Origin of the sequence: Pseudomonas helmanticensis, assembly GCF_900182985.1 — a bacterium.
Classification (GTDB): Bacteria; Pseudomonadota; Gammaproteobacteria; order Pseudomonadales; family Pseudomonadaceae; genus Aquipseudomonas; species Aquipseudomonas helmanticensis.
Genome location: NZ_FXUY01000001.1, coordinates 2,384,579 through 2,398,943 on the forward strand (window position 1 = coordinate 2,384,579; position 14,365 = coordinate 2,398,943).

Here is a 14,365-nt window from a genome sequence, read left to right on the forward strand (position 1 = left end):
CCCGCAACCGTGCCCCCTACCTGTCGTCGGTGCTCTGTTGCGGGGCACTTGAGAGCTGGCCGAGGAGTCAGTATTCTCCGCGGCCTCCTGAATTCGGTCTAAAAAAAAGCCCGGATTTAATTCCTGACCGACGGGCCAACTTATCCCGGCCCCGGTCAGTACCGAGGCATCCCGAAAACACGCTCAATCGACTGTTTTTTCAGCAGCCGAACGGGCGTTTTTTGGCTTTTCGAAGGCCTTGGCTCAGCTTTTGCTAACAGCACTGAAGCTGACCGATCGGATGACTTTTGCAGCAACGAAAAAAGGCGCCACACCAGAGCGCCGATCTTAAAAAAATAAACGTGGAACACCTACTTTGGGAGCAACCGAATGAAACGTATGTGCACCAGCCTGATGCTTGCGGGATCGATGCTGGCCGGCGGCCAGGCCATGGCCGATGGCCTGCTGCAGTGGCAGAACAACAGCCTGACCTACCTTTACGGTAAAGACTTCAAGGTCAACCCTGCGATCCAGCAGACCGTCACCTTCGAGCACGCCGATGCCTGGAAGTACGGGGACAACTTCCTGTTCGTCGACAAGATCTTCTACAACGGTGACAAGGACTTCAACAACGGCCCGAACACCTACTACGGCGAGTTCCAGCCACGCATCTCGCTGGGCAAGGTACTCGACCAGAAGATCGAGTTCGGCCCGATCAAAGACGTCCTGCTGGCGATGACGTACGAGTTCGGCGAGGGTGACACCGAGTCCTACCTGATCGGTCCAGGCTTCGACCTGGCCATCCCGGGCTTCGACTACTTCCAGCTGAACTTCTACCAGCGCCACACCGAAGGCTCGCGCCCGGGTGACAACGTCTGGCAGATCACTCCGGTGTGGTCCTACACCATCCCGGTCGGCGACTCCAACGTGCTGATCGACGGTTACATGGACTGGGTTGTCGACAACGACGTCAACAACCGTGGCGAATACCACGCCAACCTGCACTTCAACCCACAGGTCAAATACGACTTGGGCAAGGCGTTGAATTTCGGCGAGAAGCAGCTGTACGTCGGTGTCGAGTACGACTACTGGAAAGACAAGTACGGGATCGACGACACCCGTGCGTTCACCACCAATCAGAACGTGACCAGCTTCCTGGTGAAGTTCCACTTCTGATCTTAAAAGCTTCGCGAGCAGGCTCGCTCCCACATTCGACCGGGTTTCAATGTGGGAGCGAGCCTGCTCGCGAAGGCCTCACTGCAGATTTCAGGCCGAGACCACCGCCGCGGATATCCCCAAAAATCGGCAAAGTTCTTCACGCTTGGCCAACGCATCACGCCGCCCCAGATCGATCAACTCGCTGCAATACCCCGCCTCGAACAGCAGATAACTCAACACCCCCGCCCCACTCGTCTTCGTTGCCCCCGGTCCACGCAGAAACAAGCGCAACGCCGCCGGCAACTCCTGGCGATGCCGCGCCGCGATCTCATCGATCGGCTGACTCGGCGAAATCACCAACACCTCCACCGGCGCCACACCCAGCTCGCGCGTCGGCGTGCCAGCGGGCATCAGATGACTGAACTGGTTGAGGCGCTGCAGCAACTCGATGTCGCTCTCCAGACTGTCAATGAACGTGCTGTTGAGCATGTGCCCGCCAATTTGTGCCAGCGTCGGCTGTTGCCCGGTGTAAGTGCGCTCCAGCGGCTGCTGCGGATCGAAGCCGCGCGGGTTGCCGCTGACACCCACCACCAGCACGCGACTGGCGCCTAGGTGCAATGCCGGACTGATCGGCGCCGATTGCCGCACCGCGCCGTCGCCGAAATATTCATCACCGATCTTCACCGGCGCGAATAGCAACGGAATCGCCGAACTGGCGAGCAAGTGATCCACCGACAATTGTGTCGGCACACCGATGCGCCGATGCCGCAGCCATGAATCGATCGTGCCGCCGCCCTGATAGAACGTCACCGCTTGCCCCGACTCATAACCAAACGCCGTCACCGCCACCGCATGCAATTGCTTGCGCGCGATGGATTCGGCGATGCCGGGCATGTGCAGTTTTTCATTGAGCAGATCACGCAGCGGCGAACTGTTGAGCAGCGCCACCGGCATATGGCGGCCGAGGCCAAGCAAGCTGTGACTGACAAAACGGCTGGCCTGACGGATGACGCCCGGCCAGTCACTGCGCAGCACGCGATGGCTGCGAAAGCCTTGCCAGAATAAGGTGAGCCGCTCAATGGCCGCGCGAAAATCGGTGGCGCCACTGGCGAGGCTGACGGCGTTGATCGCGCCCGCCGATGTGCCGACGATCACCGGAAACGGATTGTCAGCACCCAACGGCAACAGTTCGGCAATCGCCGCCAGCACCCCCACCTGATACGCCGCCCGAGCCCCGCCGCCGGAAAGAATCAAACCTGTGACCGGTTCAGCTGGGCTCATCGCAACGCTCCATGGTGCTTATAGGAATGGATCAATCAACCGCGCTTGGCGTACAGCTTCGGCTCGCCCGGTGGCCGGCTCTTGAAGCGTCGATGTGCCCACAAATATTGCTCCGGGCAATCGCGCAAGACGCCTTCGACCCACTGGTTGATGCGGATGCAGTCGGCTTCTTCGGTCTCGCCGGGGAAATCTTCCAGCGGCGGATGCACGACCAGACGATAACCGCTGCCGTCGGCCAGGCGCTCCTGAGTGAACGGCACCACCAGCGCTTTACCCAAACGGGCAAACTTGGTGGTTGCGGTCACAGTCGCCGCCTGAATGCCGAACAGCGGCACGAAAATGCTCTGCTTGGCGCCGTAGTCCTGATCCGGTGCGTACCAGATCGCCCGGCCAGAGCGCAGCAGCTTGAGCATGCCGCGCACGTCGTCACGCTCCACCGCCAGCGAGTCGAGGTTGTGCCGCTCGCGGCCCTGACGCTGAATGAAATCGAACAACGGGTTTTTGTGCTCGCGGTACATGCCATCGATGGTGTGCTGCTGACCGAGCAAAGCCGCGCCGATTTCCAGGGTAGTGAAATGCACCGCCATCAGAATCACGCCTTTGCCTTCGCGCCGGGCTTTTTGCAAATGCTCAAGACCTTCGACGTGCGCCAGCTTCGCCAGACGCTCACGTGACCACCACCAGCTCATGGCCATTTCGAAAAAGGCGATGCCGGTCGAGGCGAAATTTTCTTTGAGCAAGCGCTTGCGCTCGGCGGCGGATTTTTCCGGGAAGCACAGCTCAAGATTGCGCTTGGCGATGCGCCGCCGGTCGCCGGCGAGGCGATACATCAATGCGCCCAAAACTCGACCGATGGTCAGCAACGCCGGATACGGCAGTTGCACGATCAGCCACAAAAGCCCCAAGCCGCACCAGAGCGGCCAGAAGCGTGGCGATAAAAATGCTTTTCGAAAACGCGGGCGATCCATTAAAGCTTCCGTAAATACAGTGGCCGCGCATTCTACATCGTTCGACCCGGCTTGCGGCCTGCGGGCGTTCTCGTTATAAGTCTCGGCACTTTTAGTGACAAGCCGTTGTATGCCGACATGAGCAAAACCGAACCGTTAGACCAAGATCCCGTGTTCCAGTTGAAGGGCAGCATGCTGGCCATTACCGTGCTGGAACTGGCCCGTAACGACCTCGACAGCCTCGATCGGCAATTGGCCGCCAAAGTTGCGCAGGCGCCGAACTTCTTCAGCAACGCGCCGCTGGTTCTGGCCCTCGACAAACTGCCGCCGGGTGAAGGCGCGGTCGATCTGCCGGGGCTGATGCGCGTCTGCCGTCAACACGGCCTGCGCACCCTGGCGATCCGTGCCAGTCGCATCGAAGACATCGCCGCCGCGATCGCCATCGACATCCCGGTGCTGCCGCCGTCCGGCGCCCGTGAGCGGCCGCTGGAGATGCCCGAAGCCGAAGTCAAAAAGAAGCCGGAAAAGCCACCCGAGCCGACCATCAAACAGACCCGCGTCATCACCACGCCAGTACGGGGTGGCCAACAGATATACGCCCAGGGTGGCGATTTGGTGGTGGTGTCCTCGGTCAGTCCGGGGGCGGAACTTCTCGCCGATGGCAACATCCATGTATACGGCCCGATGCGTGGTCGTGCGCTGGCCGGCGTGAAGGGTGACACCAAGGCACGGATTTTCTGTCAGCAATTGAGCGCTGAACTGATCTCCATCGCCGGTCATTACAAGGTCTCCGAAGATTTGCGCCGCGACCCGATGTGGGGCTCGGGCGTACAGGTCAGCCTGTCGGGCGACGTGTTGAACATCATTCGGCTTTAACGGATACTGCCGCATTTTCCAAGCATCTCTAAAACGTAGCGAAAACGGCTCAAACGAAGTAGGAAAAAGGCCAAAAGCCAAATTCCAGCCAAGGCTGTCCGACTGCAGTAGTTTTCAAGAGATGTTTTTCAGGGGCTAAAAAGTCCTTCTTCCTTAGGGGTGAAACACCTTGGCCAAGATTCTCGTGGTTACATCCGGCAAGGGTGGTGTGGGTAAGACCACCACCAGCGCCGCTATCGGTACCGGCCTCGCTCTGCGCGGCCACAAAACAGTGATCGTCGACTTCGACGTGGGCTTGCGCAACCTTGACCTGATCATGGGTTGCGAGCGCCGCGTGGTGTATGACTTCGTCAACGTGGTCAACGGCGAAGCCAACCTGCAACAAGCGCTGATCAAAGACAAGCGTCTGGAAAACCTCTACGTACTGGCCGCCAGTCAGACCCGCGACAAAGACGCGCTGACTGTCGAAGGCGTGGAAAAAGTCCTGATGCAACTCAAGGAGGACTTTGACTTCGTGGTTTGCGACTCCCCGGCGGGCATCGAGAAAGGTGCACACCTGGCCATGTACTTCGCCGACGAAGCGATCATCGTGACCAACCCGGAAGTGTCCTCGGTACGTGACTCCGACCGCATGCTGGGCCTGTTGGCCAGCAAGTCCCGTCGTGCCGAAAAAGGCGAAGAGCCGATCAAGGAACACTTGCTGCTGACCCGTTACAACCCGCAGCGCGTCAGCGATGGCGAGATGCTGGGCGTGGAAGACGTGAAGGAAATCCTGGCCGTCACCCTGCTGGGCGTGATTCCGGAATCCCAGGCAGTGCTCAAGGCCTCCAACTCGGGCGTCCCGGTGATCCTCGACGACCAGAGCGACGCCGGTCAAGCGTACAGCGACGCGGTTGATCGCTTGCTGGGCAAAGAAAAAGAGCATCGTTTTCTCGATGTTACGAAGAAGGGATTCTTCGAGCGCCTGTTTGGAGGTAGGTAATGAACCTTTTTGACTTCTTTCGTGCCAACAAAAAGCCAAGTACTGCCTCGGTCGCGAAAGAGCGTCTACAGATCATCGTGGCGCATGAGCGCGGCCAGCGCAGCACGCCGGATTACTTGCCAGCCTTGCAGAAGGAACTGGTCGACGTGATCCGCAAGTACGTCAACATCGGCAACGACGACGTACATGTTGCACTGGAAAGCCAGGGCAGTTGCTCGATTCTGGAACTCAATATCACCCTGCCCGATCGCTGAGTCGATCCGGCAGTCGCCACGGCGGCTCGGGGCCAACAAGCCTTTGTAGGAGCTGCGGCACGCTGCGATCTTTTGCTCTTGTTGTTAAAAAGATCAAAAGATCGCAGCGTGCCGCAGCTCCTACAGGGAATGTGGTCCCCGAGCCGCCGTTGGCATTTGTTACGAGGCTGTTTTAATGCCGCTGTCCAACATCCGCATCATCCATCAGGACGCCGCCGTACTCGTGGTGAACAAACCGACGTTGCTGCTCTCGGTGCCCGGTCGCGCCGACGACAACAAGGATTGCCTGATTACCCGCCTGCAGGAAAACGGCTACCCGGAAGCGCGCATCGTCCATCGCCTGGACTGGGAAACCTCCGGCATCATTCTGCTCGCCCGTGACGCCGACACTCACCGTGAACTCTCGCGGCAGTTTCATGACCGTGAAACCGAAAAGGCCTACACCGCTATGGCTTGGGGTCAACCGGAACTGGACAGTGGCAGCATCGATTTGCCGCTGCGCTACGATCCGCCGACCAAGCCGCGGCACGTGGTCGATCACGAATTCGGCAAACATGCGCTGACCTTCTGGCGCGTGCTCGAGCGTTGCGGCGATTGGTGTCGCGTTGAGCTGACGCCAATCACCGGCCGTTCGCATCAATTGCGCGTGCACATGCTGTCGATCGGTCATCCGCTGCTCGGCGACGGTCTGTACGCCCACGAGCAGGCTTTGGCCGCCTGGCCACGTCTGTGCCTGCACGCCAGCATGTTGAGCTTCACCCACCCGCAAACCGGCGAACGCTTGCGCTTCGAGTGCCCGGCACCGTTCTGACACATCCCCTATGTAGCTGCCGAAGGCTGCGATCTTTTGATCGGGTATTTCAAATATCAAAAACAAGATCAAAAGATCGAAGCCTTCGGCAGCGCCTACAGGGGCCGGTGCAGATTCAATTCCCCGGCCGATGCGTTAAACTCCCGGCCATTGCTGTCTGGAGCTTCTTATGCGCGAAGAGTTGAACCAAGGCCTGATCGACTTCCTCAAGGCCTCCCCTACCCCGTTCCACGCCACTGCCAGCCTTGTTCAGCGTCTGGAGGCTGCCGGTTTTGTGCGCCTCGACGAACGCGAGCCATGGACCACCGAGGCCAACGGTCGCTACTACGTCACCCGTAACGACTCCTCAATCGTCGCGATCAAAATGGGCCGCCACTCGCCATTGCACAGCGGCATCCGCCTGGTCGGCGCGCACACCGACAGCCCATGCCTGAGGGTCAAGCCGCAACCGGAGCTGCAGCGTCAGGGTTTCTGGCAACTGGGCGTTGAAGTCTACGGCGGCGCCTTGCTCGCGCCGTGGTTCGACCGCGATCTGTCGCTGGCCGGCCGCGTGACCTTCCGCCGCGATGGCAAGGTCGAAAGCCAGTTGATCGACTTCAAGGCACCGATCGCGATCATTCCCAACCTGGCCATTCACCTCAACCGTGAAGCCAACCAGGGCTGGGCGATCAACGCGCAGACCGAACTGCCGCCGATCCTCGCGCAATTTGCCGGTGACGAGCGCGTCGATTTCCGCGCCGTGCTCACCGATCAACTGGCCCGCGAACACGGTTTGAACGCCGACGTGGTGCTCGATTACGAGCTGAGTTTCTACGACACGCAAAGTGCTGCGGTCATCGGTTTGAATGGCGACTTCATTGCCGGCGCGCGCCTCGACAACCTGCTGTCGTGCTACGCCGGCCTGCAGGCCTTGCTCACCGCCGAAACCGATGAAACCTGCGTGATGGTCTGCAACGACCACGAAGAAGTCGGCTCCTGCTCGGCCTGCGGTGCCGATGGCCCGATGCTCGAACAGACCCTGCGCCGCTTGTTGCCGGAAGGCGACGAATTCGTCCGCACCATTCAGAAATCCCTGCTGGTCTCGGCCGACAACGCTCACGGCGTGCACCCGAACTACGCGGAAAAACACGACGCCAACCACGGCCCGAAACTCAACGCCGGCCCGGTGATCAAGGTCAACAGCAACCAGCGCTACGCCACCAACAGTGAAACTGCCGGGTTCTTCCGCCATCTGTGCATGGCCGAAGAAGTGCCGGTGCAAAGCTTCGTGGTGCGCAGCGACATGGGCTGCGGCTCGACCATCGGCCCGATCACCGCCAGCCACCTCGGTGTGCGCACGGTCGATATCGGCCTGCCGACGTTCGCCATGCACTCGATCCGCGAACTCTGCGGCAGCCACGACCTGGCGCACCTGGTGAAAGTGCTGAGCGCGTTCTACGCCTGCCACGATCTACCGTAACCCGCTGTAGGAGCTGCCGCAGGCTGCGATCTTTTGATCTTGAAAAACAACATCAAAAGATCGCAGCCTGCGGCAGCTCCTACAGGGGTAAAGCCACCTAGACTTACATCATTCATTTCGACAAGGCAGTCTCCATGATCTCGATGTCTTCGTTTCACGCCATGCTCGTACCGATCCTCACCGGGATGATCCTGCTGGCCATCGGCTTCAACTTCCGTGACAAGAATGCCGGCGTCTTTGCCATGTGGATCGGCATGCTGACGATCCTCGCCACCGTGATCTACAAGATCCTCGCCAAACTCAACGAATAATCCGCGACGGCTCGCATTGATCGGGTGGGCCTCGTACACTCCAGCGAATCCGCCCCTTGCGAGGTTGACCGCCTAGTGTTCGCTCGTCTTTTTGCTTTGCCCAGTCTGTTCCTTGTCTGCCTGATGACGCTGCTGCCGCTGGCGCCCGCCCACGCGGTCGGCTTGCCGGGCCTGCTCAACACCAGCAAGGCCCAGCCCGAAGCCCAGGAACCCCTCGGCCAGTCCCTCGACGAAGTCATCAAGTCACTGGAAAACGACAAGCAACGCGCACAGTTGCTCACCGATCTGAAGAAGCTGCGCGACGCCACGAAAAAAGCCCAGATCGCACCGGAAGAAGGCGTGCTGGGCCTGATCGGCGGCACCTTGGCCAACTTCGAAAAACAGTTTACCGGTGATGACAGCCCACTGAATCGCTGGGGCAACGAGTTCGACCTGGCCAAGGAAGAACTCAGCGGCATGATGCTGCCGGCCAACGAATGGCTGCCGATCATCTTCGGTTTCGCCATGATCCTGATGGTCTGGAGTCTGCTTGCCGCCGCATTGATCTGGCTCGGCCATCGCGTGCGCATGCGCTTCGGCCTGACCGAAGAACTGCCGCAACACCCCAAGGCCCTCGACATGCTGCGCTTTGCGTTGCGCAAGCTCGGGCCTTGGCTGATCGCCCTGGTGATGACCGTTTACATGTCCTACGCCTTGCCATCTTCGCTGGGCAAAAGCCTGGCGATGGTGCTGGCCTATGCGCTGGTGGTCGGTACCTGCTTCTCGGCAATCTGCGTGATTGCCTTCTCGCTGCTCGACGGCCCGCATCGCCATCGCGCGCTGTACATTCTGCGTCATCAAGCGTTCCGGCCGCTGTGGCTGATCGGCAGCTTCGCAGCATTCGGTGAAGCCCTGAACGACCCGCGCCTGATCGAAAGCCTCGGCGTGCATCTGGCCCACACGGCAGCGACCATCGCCAACATTCTCGCGGCACTCTCGACCGGGCTGTTCATCCTGCGCTTCCGCCGCCCGATCGCGCACCTGATTCGCAACCAGCCATTATCTCGACGCCTGACCCGGCGTGCGCTCAGCGACACCATCGATATCCTCGGAACGTTCTGGTACGTGCCGGCGCTGGTACTGGTCGGCATCTCGCTGTTCGCGACGTTCGTCTCCGCCGGCGACACCAGTACCGCGCTGCGCCAGTCGCTGATCTGCACCGTGTTGCTGGTGTTGTGCATGGTGATCAACGGCCTTGTGCGTCGCCATTCACTGAAACCGCAACGCGGGCCACGGCGCCACGCCCTGTACTCGGAGCGCCTGAAAAACTTCTTCTATACCCTCGCGCATCTGCTGGTGTGGCTGGCGTTCATCGAACTGGGCCTGCGCGTATGGGGCAAATCGCTGATCGGTTTCGCCGAGGGCGACGGCCATGATGTCAGCGTCAAACTGTTCAGCCTGATCGGCACGCTGATTTTCTCCTGGCTGATCTGGATCCTCGCCGACACCGCCGTGCATCACGCCCTCACCCGCTCGCGCAAAGGCCTGGCCAACGCGCGCGCGCAAACGATGATGCCGTTGATCCGCAACGTGCTGTTCGTGGCGATCTTCATCATTGCGCTGATCGTCGCACTGGCGAACATGGGCATGAACGTCACGCCACTGCTCGCCGGTGCTGGCGTGATCGGTCTGGCCATCGGTTTCGGCGCACAATCACTGGTCGCCGACCTGATCACCGGCCTGTTCATCATCATCGAAGACTCGCTGGCCATCGACGATTACGTCGACGTCGGCGGCCACCTCGGCACCGTCGAAGGCCTGACCATCCGCACCGTACGCCTGCGCGACATCGACGGCATCGTCCACACCATTCCGTTCAGCGAAATCAAAAGCATCAAGAACTACTCACGGGAATTCGGCTACGCGATCTTCCGCGTCGCGGTGCCGTACAACATGGAAATCGACGACGCGATCAAACTGATGCGCGATGTCGGCCAGAAGATGCGCACCGACCCGCTGCAACGGCGCAACATCTGGTCGCCACTGGAGATTCAGGGTGTCGAAAGTTTCGAGTCCGGCAGCGCGATATTGCGCGCCCGGTTCAAGACCGCGCCGATCAAGCAATGGGAAGTTTCCCGCGCCTTCAACCTTTCGCTCAAACGCCATCTCGACGAAGCCGGACTCGATCTGGCAACGCCGCGTATGAGCGTGCAAGTGATCACTGCTGGTGGCGGTCAGCCGAAGGAATAGCACTCAGGCGCGCGGTTGCAGTCACAGGCAGGGAAGCCCGACAACAATAATCAAGGAGTAACCGATGCAACTGACGCGCATTGCCCAAGCCGTTCTATTCGGCCTTTTCGCCAGCCACGCCAGCGCGGCCACCCTGGACAGCACCCGCACGCAAATCGCCGAACAAGCGCAAAAGCTTGAGCCCGAACTCCTCGAAACCCGCCGCGATATCCATGCCCACCCGGAACTCGGCAACACGGAAAAACGCACCGCCGAGCTGGTCGCCAAACAACTCAAAGCGATGGGCCTGGACGTCAAGACCGGCGTCGCCCGCACCGGCGTGGTCGCCGTCCTCAAAGGCGCCCTGCCCGGCCCGACCGTGGCCCTGCGCGCCGACATGGACGCGCTGCCGGTCAAGGAAGTTTCCGACCTGCCCTTCGCCTCGAAAGCCAAAAGCACTTATCTCGACAAGGAAGTCGACGTCATGCACGCCTGCGGCCACGATGCGCACACCGCAATCCTGCTGAGCACGGCGAAGATTCTTACGGGCATGCGCGACACCCTGCCCGGCACCGTGGTGTTCTACTTCCAGCCCGCCGAAGAAGGCCCAAGCGACTTCATCCCCGACGGCAAAAATACCTGGGGCGCAAAAATGATGGTCGAGGAAGGCGTGATGAAGTCACCGAAACCCGATGTGGTCTTCGGCCTGCACGTCTGGGCCGGCGTCCCCGCCGGCCAGATCGCCTACCGCCCAGGCGCCACCCTCGCCAGCTCCGACGACCTGCGCATCAAAATCCTCGGCAAACAAACCCACGCCGGCCGCCCATGGGACGGCATCGATCCGATCACCGTCGGCGCGCAAACCATCGTCGGTCTGCAAACTGTAGTCAGCCGCCGCACCGATATCTCCTCGTACCCGTCAGTGGTCAGCATCGGCACCATCAACGGCGGCACACGCTACAACATCATTCCCGAATCCGTGGACATGACCGGCACGATCCGCTCCTACGACTACGGCATCCGCCAGAAACTGCATGCCGACGTACGCCAGACCGTGGAAAAAATCGCCGAAAGTGGCGGTGCAAAAGCAGACGTGACCATCATCGAAAAATATGACCCGACGATTAACAACCCAGCGCTCACCGAAAAAATGCTGCCGACGTTGAAGTGGGCGGCCAAGGACGATGTGGTGAATGCACCGCTGGTGGGCGGCGCAGAAGACTTCTCGTTCTATGCCAAGGAAGTACCGGGATTGTTTGTGTTTCTCGGCGTGACCCCGAGGGACCAGGACATGAGCAAGGCAGCGCCGAATCACAATCCGGGGTTCTTTGTGGATGAGTCGGCGCTGGTGGTCGGGGTGAGGACAATGGCTTCATTGGCGACGGATTATCTGTATGCCAATGCGGAGGCTGGCAAGTAGTGTCGAGATGACTGTGGGGGCGCTTTCGCGAGCAGGCTCGCTCCCACATTTGGACCGTGTGCAGCCGCCAGAAACAGGTCTGCTGTCAGGCCGCCATCGCTGGCAGGTCGCACCGCAACTCCCACAGTTTTACTTGCGAACACCCCATGCGGCAAAGCCGCCCCACTCAACACAATGAGCGCAAGCTCGAGTACCGCTCTTGATCTTGCCGTGCTGGCCCCTTCGGCAGGCTTCGTTCCGGGATTGATCCGGGGGTGGGAGCGCAGCGACCGTTCGACGAAGTCGAACACATCGAGAGGAGGTGCAGCGAAGCAAACCGTAGGCGATGCCCCCCGGATCAATCCCGGAGCGAAGGAACCCCGAGCTTTAGCGAGCGGGCCGAACGCCGGGGCCCAGCGTTTTGGTTACTTTTGGGCGTCTGCAAAAGTGACTCGCTGTAAGAGCGAAACCGCCAGCGGCGACACCCGCAGAAACGGATATTCACACAGAACCCAATAGCCTGGTCGGCCCACAGGCCGCCAAGGTCAAAGCTCAAGCAACATCAACCCCAACGTGAATCGCATCATGCCGCCAAAACTCCAGATCACAATCAATCAACCGCTCATGCTGATCATAATTAACCCGAGCAATCCGTAACCCCGGGCTCCCCACCGACACCCTTAAAGCCGCCGCCGCATCCACAGACAATGACGTAGGCACAATCTCAAAGCGCACCCGCCCATAGTGCAAATCGTAATGCCGCGCATACAACTCGGTAATCGACTGATTCAAATCAAACTCAAGAATCCCCGGAAAAAACTGCGGATTCAAATAGTGCTCCACATACAACACCAGCCGCCCGTCAATGCGCCGCGACCGGCAAATCTGAATCACGCTGGACAGCGCCGGCAACTGCAACCACGCACACACCGCCGCTGACGCCGGCTGCAACCGCGCCGAAATCACCTCGGTCGAAGGCTCACGTCCCTGCGCACTGACCATCGCGTGGAAATGACTGCGCTGCATCAGGTTGTACGCCAGACGCGGTGGCGAAACGAACCAGCCACGGCGCTCCTCGCGATAAATCTGCCCCTGCGCCTCCAGCTGCAACAACGCCTCGCGCACGGTAATCCGCGTCGTACCAAACAACTCACTGAGCTTGCGCTCGGCCGGCAACTTGCTGCCCGCAGCCAACAACCCGTGATCGAGTTGCTCCTGCAGGACTTGGCCAATCGCTGTCACCGCTTTTGTTGCCTCATCGCGCATCAACGTTACCTATCTGGACTAGACCAGCACTGTTTCAGGGCAAAACTGCACGGCCAACGAAGCGTTTCCGTGTGTTGCAAGCCTAGGCAGTGCAGATGACCGAGAGATGACAAACCTACCGAACGGTCGTTCTCATGACTTGCAATACATCGGCCAAGTCCCTTGCCCGCCGGGGCCTGAGCATGGTCTACGCTTATCTGGCAACCGCTGATAACGGGCAAACAAAAGGCCTGCCGCAGGGCCACCGACATCAAAGTGTCATCCAGCCCCCTTAAATTGGCTCAGGTATTGCTGACCTAGACCAACACAAACCGCAATCGCAGCGTTGAACACGACCAAGGAGCTTCGGAATGAAACAGCTTTTCCTGGCAACACTGTTAGGCTCGACCATTGCAATGTGCACCTCCGCCATGGCGGCCGGCACCGATCTGAAAACCCTCGAAGCCGCTGCGAAAGCGGAAGGCGCCGTCAACAGTGTCGGCATGCCCGATGACTGGGCCAACTGGAAAGGCACCTGGGAAGACCTGGCCAAGACCTACGGCCTGAAACACATCGACACCGACATGAGTTCGGCCCAGGAAATCGCCAAGTTCGCCGCCGAGAAAGACAACGCCACCGCCGACATCGGCGACGTCGGTGCCGCCTTCGGCCCGATCGCGGTCAAGCAAGGCGTAGTGCAACCCTACAAGCCAAGCACCTGGGATCAGGTTCCGGACTGGGCCAAGGACAAAGACGGCAACTGGGCACTGGCCTACACCGGCACCATCGCGTTCATCGTCAACAAGAAGCTGCTGCACGGTTCCGAAGTACCGACCAAATGGGCTGACCTCAAGGGTGGCAAATACAAAGTCTCGATCGGTGACGTGAGCACCGCCGCGCAAGCTGCCAACGGCGTACTCGCCGCAGCCCTGGCTAACGGTGGCGACGAGAAAAACATCCAGCCGGCCCTGACCCTGTTCGCCGACATCGCTAAACAAGGTCGTCTGTCGATGGCCAACCCGACCATCGCCACCATGGAAAAAGGCGAGATCGAAGTCGGCGTGGTCTGGGACTTCAACGGCTTGAGCTACAAAGCCAAGATGGCCAACCCGGATGATTACGTGGTGCTGATCCCGTCCGACGGTTCGGTGATTTCCGGCTACACCACGATCATCAACAAGTACGCGAAAAATCCGAACGCCGCCAAGCTGACCCGCGAATACATCTTCAGCGACGCCGGCCAGACCAACCTCGCCCGAGGTAACGCCCGTCCGATCCGCGCCGAGCACCTGCAACTGCCGGAAGACGTGAAGGCCAAGCTGCTGCCGAACGAACAGTACAAGAAAGTCACCCCGATCAAAGACGCCGATGCGTGGGAAAAAACCTCCAAGGCCCTGCCGCAGAAGTGGAACGAAGAAGTCATCGTAGAGATGAAGTAATCCTTCATCTGTAGGA

At 60.0% G+C, this 14,365-nt stretch carries 13 protein-coding genes; 10 read left to right on the plus strand and 3 right to left on the minus strand.

Annotation, left to right across the window (positions count from 1 at the left end; translation table 11 throughout):
• Positions 1-369 precede the first annotated feature (369 nt).
• Positions 370-1,155: an outer membrane protein OmpK gene (locus QOL84_RS10485; protein ID WP_129391263.1), complete on the plus strand. Its 786-nt coding sequence runs from the start codon at positions 370-372 to the stop codon at positions 1,153-1,155.
• A gap of 90 nt (positions 1,156-1,245) precedes the next feature.
• Here the strand turns inward: QOL84_RS10485 and QOL84_RS10490 are convergent, their stop codons facing one another.
• Together QOL84_RS10490 and QOL84_RS10495 are read right to left on the minus strand one after the other, a co-directional pair.
• A complete protein-coding gene (locus QOL84_RS10490) occupies positions 1,246-2,418 on the minus strand; it encodes a patatin-like phospholipase family protein (RefSeq protein WP_283437166.1) in 1,173 nt (390 codons plus the stop codon).
• A gap of 35 nt (positions 2,419-2,453) precedes the next feature.
• Positions 2,454-3,386, minus strand: a complete 933-nt coding sequence (locus tag QOL84_RS10495; protein ID WP_129391257.1) for a lipid A biosynthesis lauroyl acyltransferase — start codon at positions 3,384-3,386, stop codon at positions 2,454-2,456.
• A gap of 117 nt (positions 3,387-3,503) precedes the next feature.
• On the opposite strand from QOL84_RS10495, the gene minC reads away from it, so the two are divergent.
• The 8 genes from minC (at position 3,504) to QOL84_RS10535 (ending at position 11,686) form a co-directional block, all read left to right on the plus strand.
• Positions 3,504-4,241: a septum site-determining protein MinC gene (gene minC / locus QOL84_RS10500; protein WP_129391254.1), complete on the plus strand. Its 738-nt coding sequence runs from the start codon at positions 3,504-3,506 to the stop codon at positions 4,239-4,241.
• Between the two features lie 169 nt (positions 4,242-4,410).
• Entirely contained in the window at positions 4,411-5,223 is an 813-nt protein-coding gene (gene minD, locus QOL84_RS10505; protein WP_038367005.1) for a septum site-determining protein MinD, read from the plus strand.
• Complete coding sequence (gene minE, locus QOL84_RS10510) at positions 5,223-5,477, plus strand: cell division topological specificity factor MinE (protein WP_003223146.1); 255 nt, start codon at positions 5,223-5,225, stop codon at positions 5,475-5,477. The genes minD and minE overlap by 1 nt, the downstream gene beginning before the upstream one ends.
• Positions 5,478-5,652: 175 nt before the next feature.
• Positions 5,653-6,288, plus strand: coding sequence for an RluA family pseudouridine synthase (locus tag QOL84_RS10515; RefSeq protein WP_283437167.1), 636 nt, complete (start codon positions 5,653-5,655; stop codon positions 6,286-6,288).
• A 169-nt stretch (positions 6,289-6,457) separates the two neighbouring features.
• Complete coding sequence (locus tag QOL84_RS10520) at positions 6,458-7,747, plus strand: M18 family aminopeptidase (RefSeq protein ID WP_283437168.1); 1,290 nt, start codon at positions 6,458-6,460, stop codon at positions 7,745-7,747.
• A 134-nt stretch (positions 7,748-7,881) separates the two neighbouring features.
• The gene (locus QOL84_RS10525; RefSeq protein WP_283437169.1) at positions 7,882-8,058 is read left to right on the plus strand and encodes a hypothetical protein; all 177 of its coding nucleotides are present in this window, start codon (positions 7,882-7,884) and stop codon (positions 8,056-8,058) included.
• Between the two features lie 75 nt (positions 8,059-8,133).
• Positions 8,134-10,287: a mechanosensitive ion channel family protein gene (locus QOL84_RS10530; RefSeq protein ID WP_283437170.1), complete on the plus strand. Its 2,154-nt coding sequence runs from the start codon at positions 8,134-8,136 to the stop codon at positions 10,285-10,287.
• 64 nt (positions 10,288-10,351) lie between these two features.
• Complete coding sequence (locus tag QOL84_RS10535; protein ID WP_283437171.1) at positions 10,352-11,686, plus strand: amidohydrolase; 1,335 nt, start codon at positions 10,352-10,354, stop codon at positions 11,684-11,686.
• A gap of 531 nt (positions 11,687-12,217) precedes the next feature.
• Here the strand turns inward: QOL84_RS10535 and QOL84_RS10540 are convergent.
• Positions 12,218-12,931 carry a UTRA domain-containing protein gene (locus QOL84_RS10540; protein ID WP_283437172.1) on the minus strand — a complete coding sequence of 238 codons (714 nt, stop codon included), beginning with the start codon at positions 12,929-12,931 and terminating at the stop codon, positions 12,218-12,220.
• Between the two features lie 350 nt (positions 12,932-13,281).
• Between QOL84_RS10540 and QOL84_RS10545 the strand changes: the two genes are divergently transcribed.
• Entirely contained in the window at positions 13,282-14,349 is a 1,068-nt protein-coding gene (locus QOL84_RS10545) for an ABC transporter substrate-binding protein (protein ID WP_129391239.1), read from the plus strand.
• The last annotated feature ends 16 nt before the right edge of the window (positions 14,350-14,365 follow it).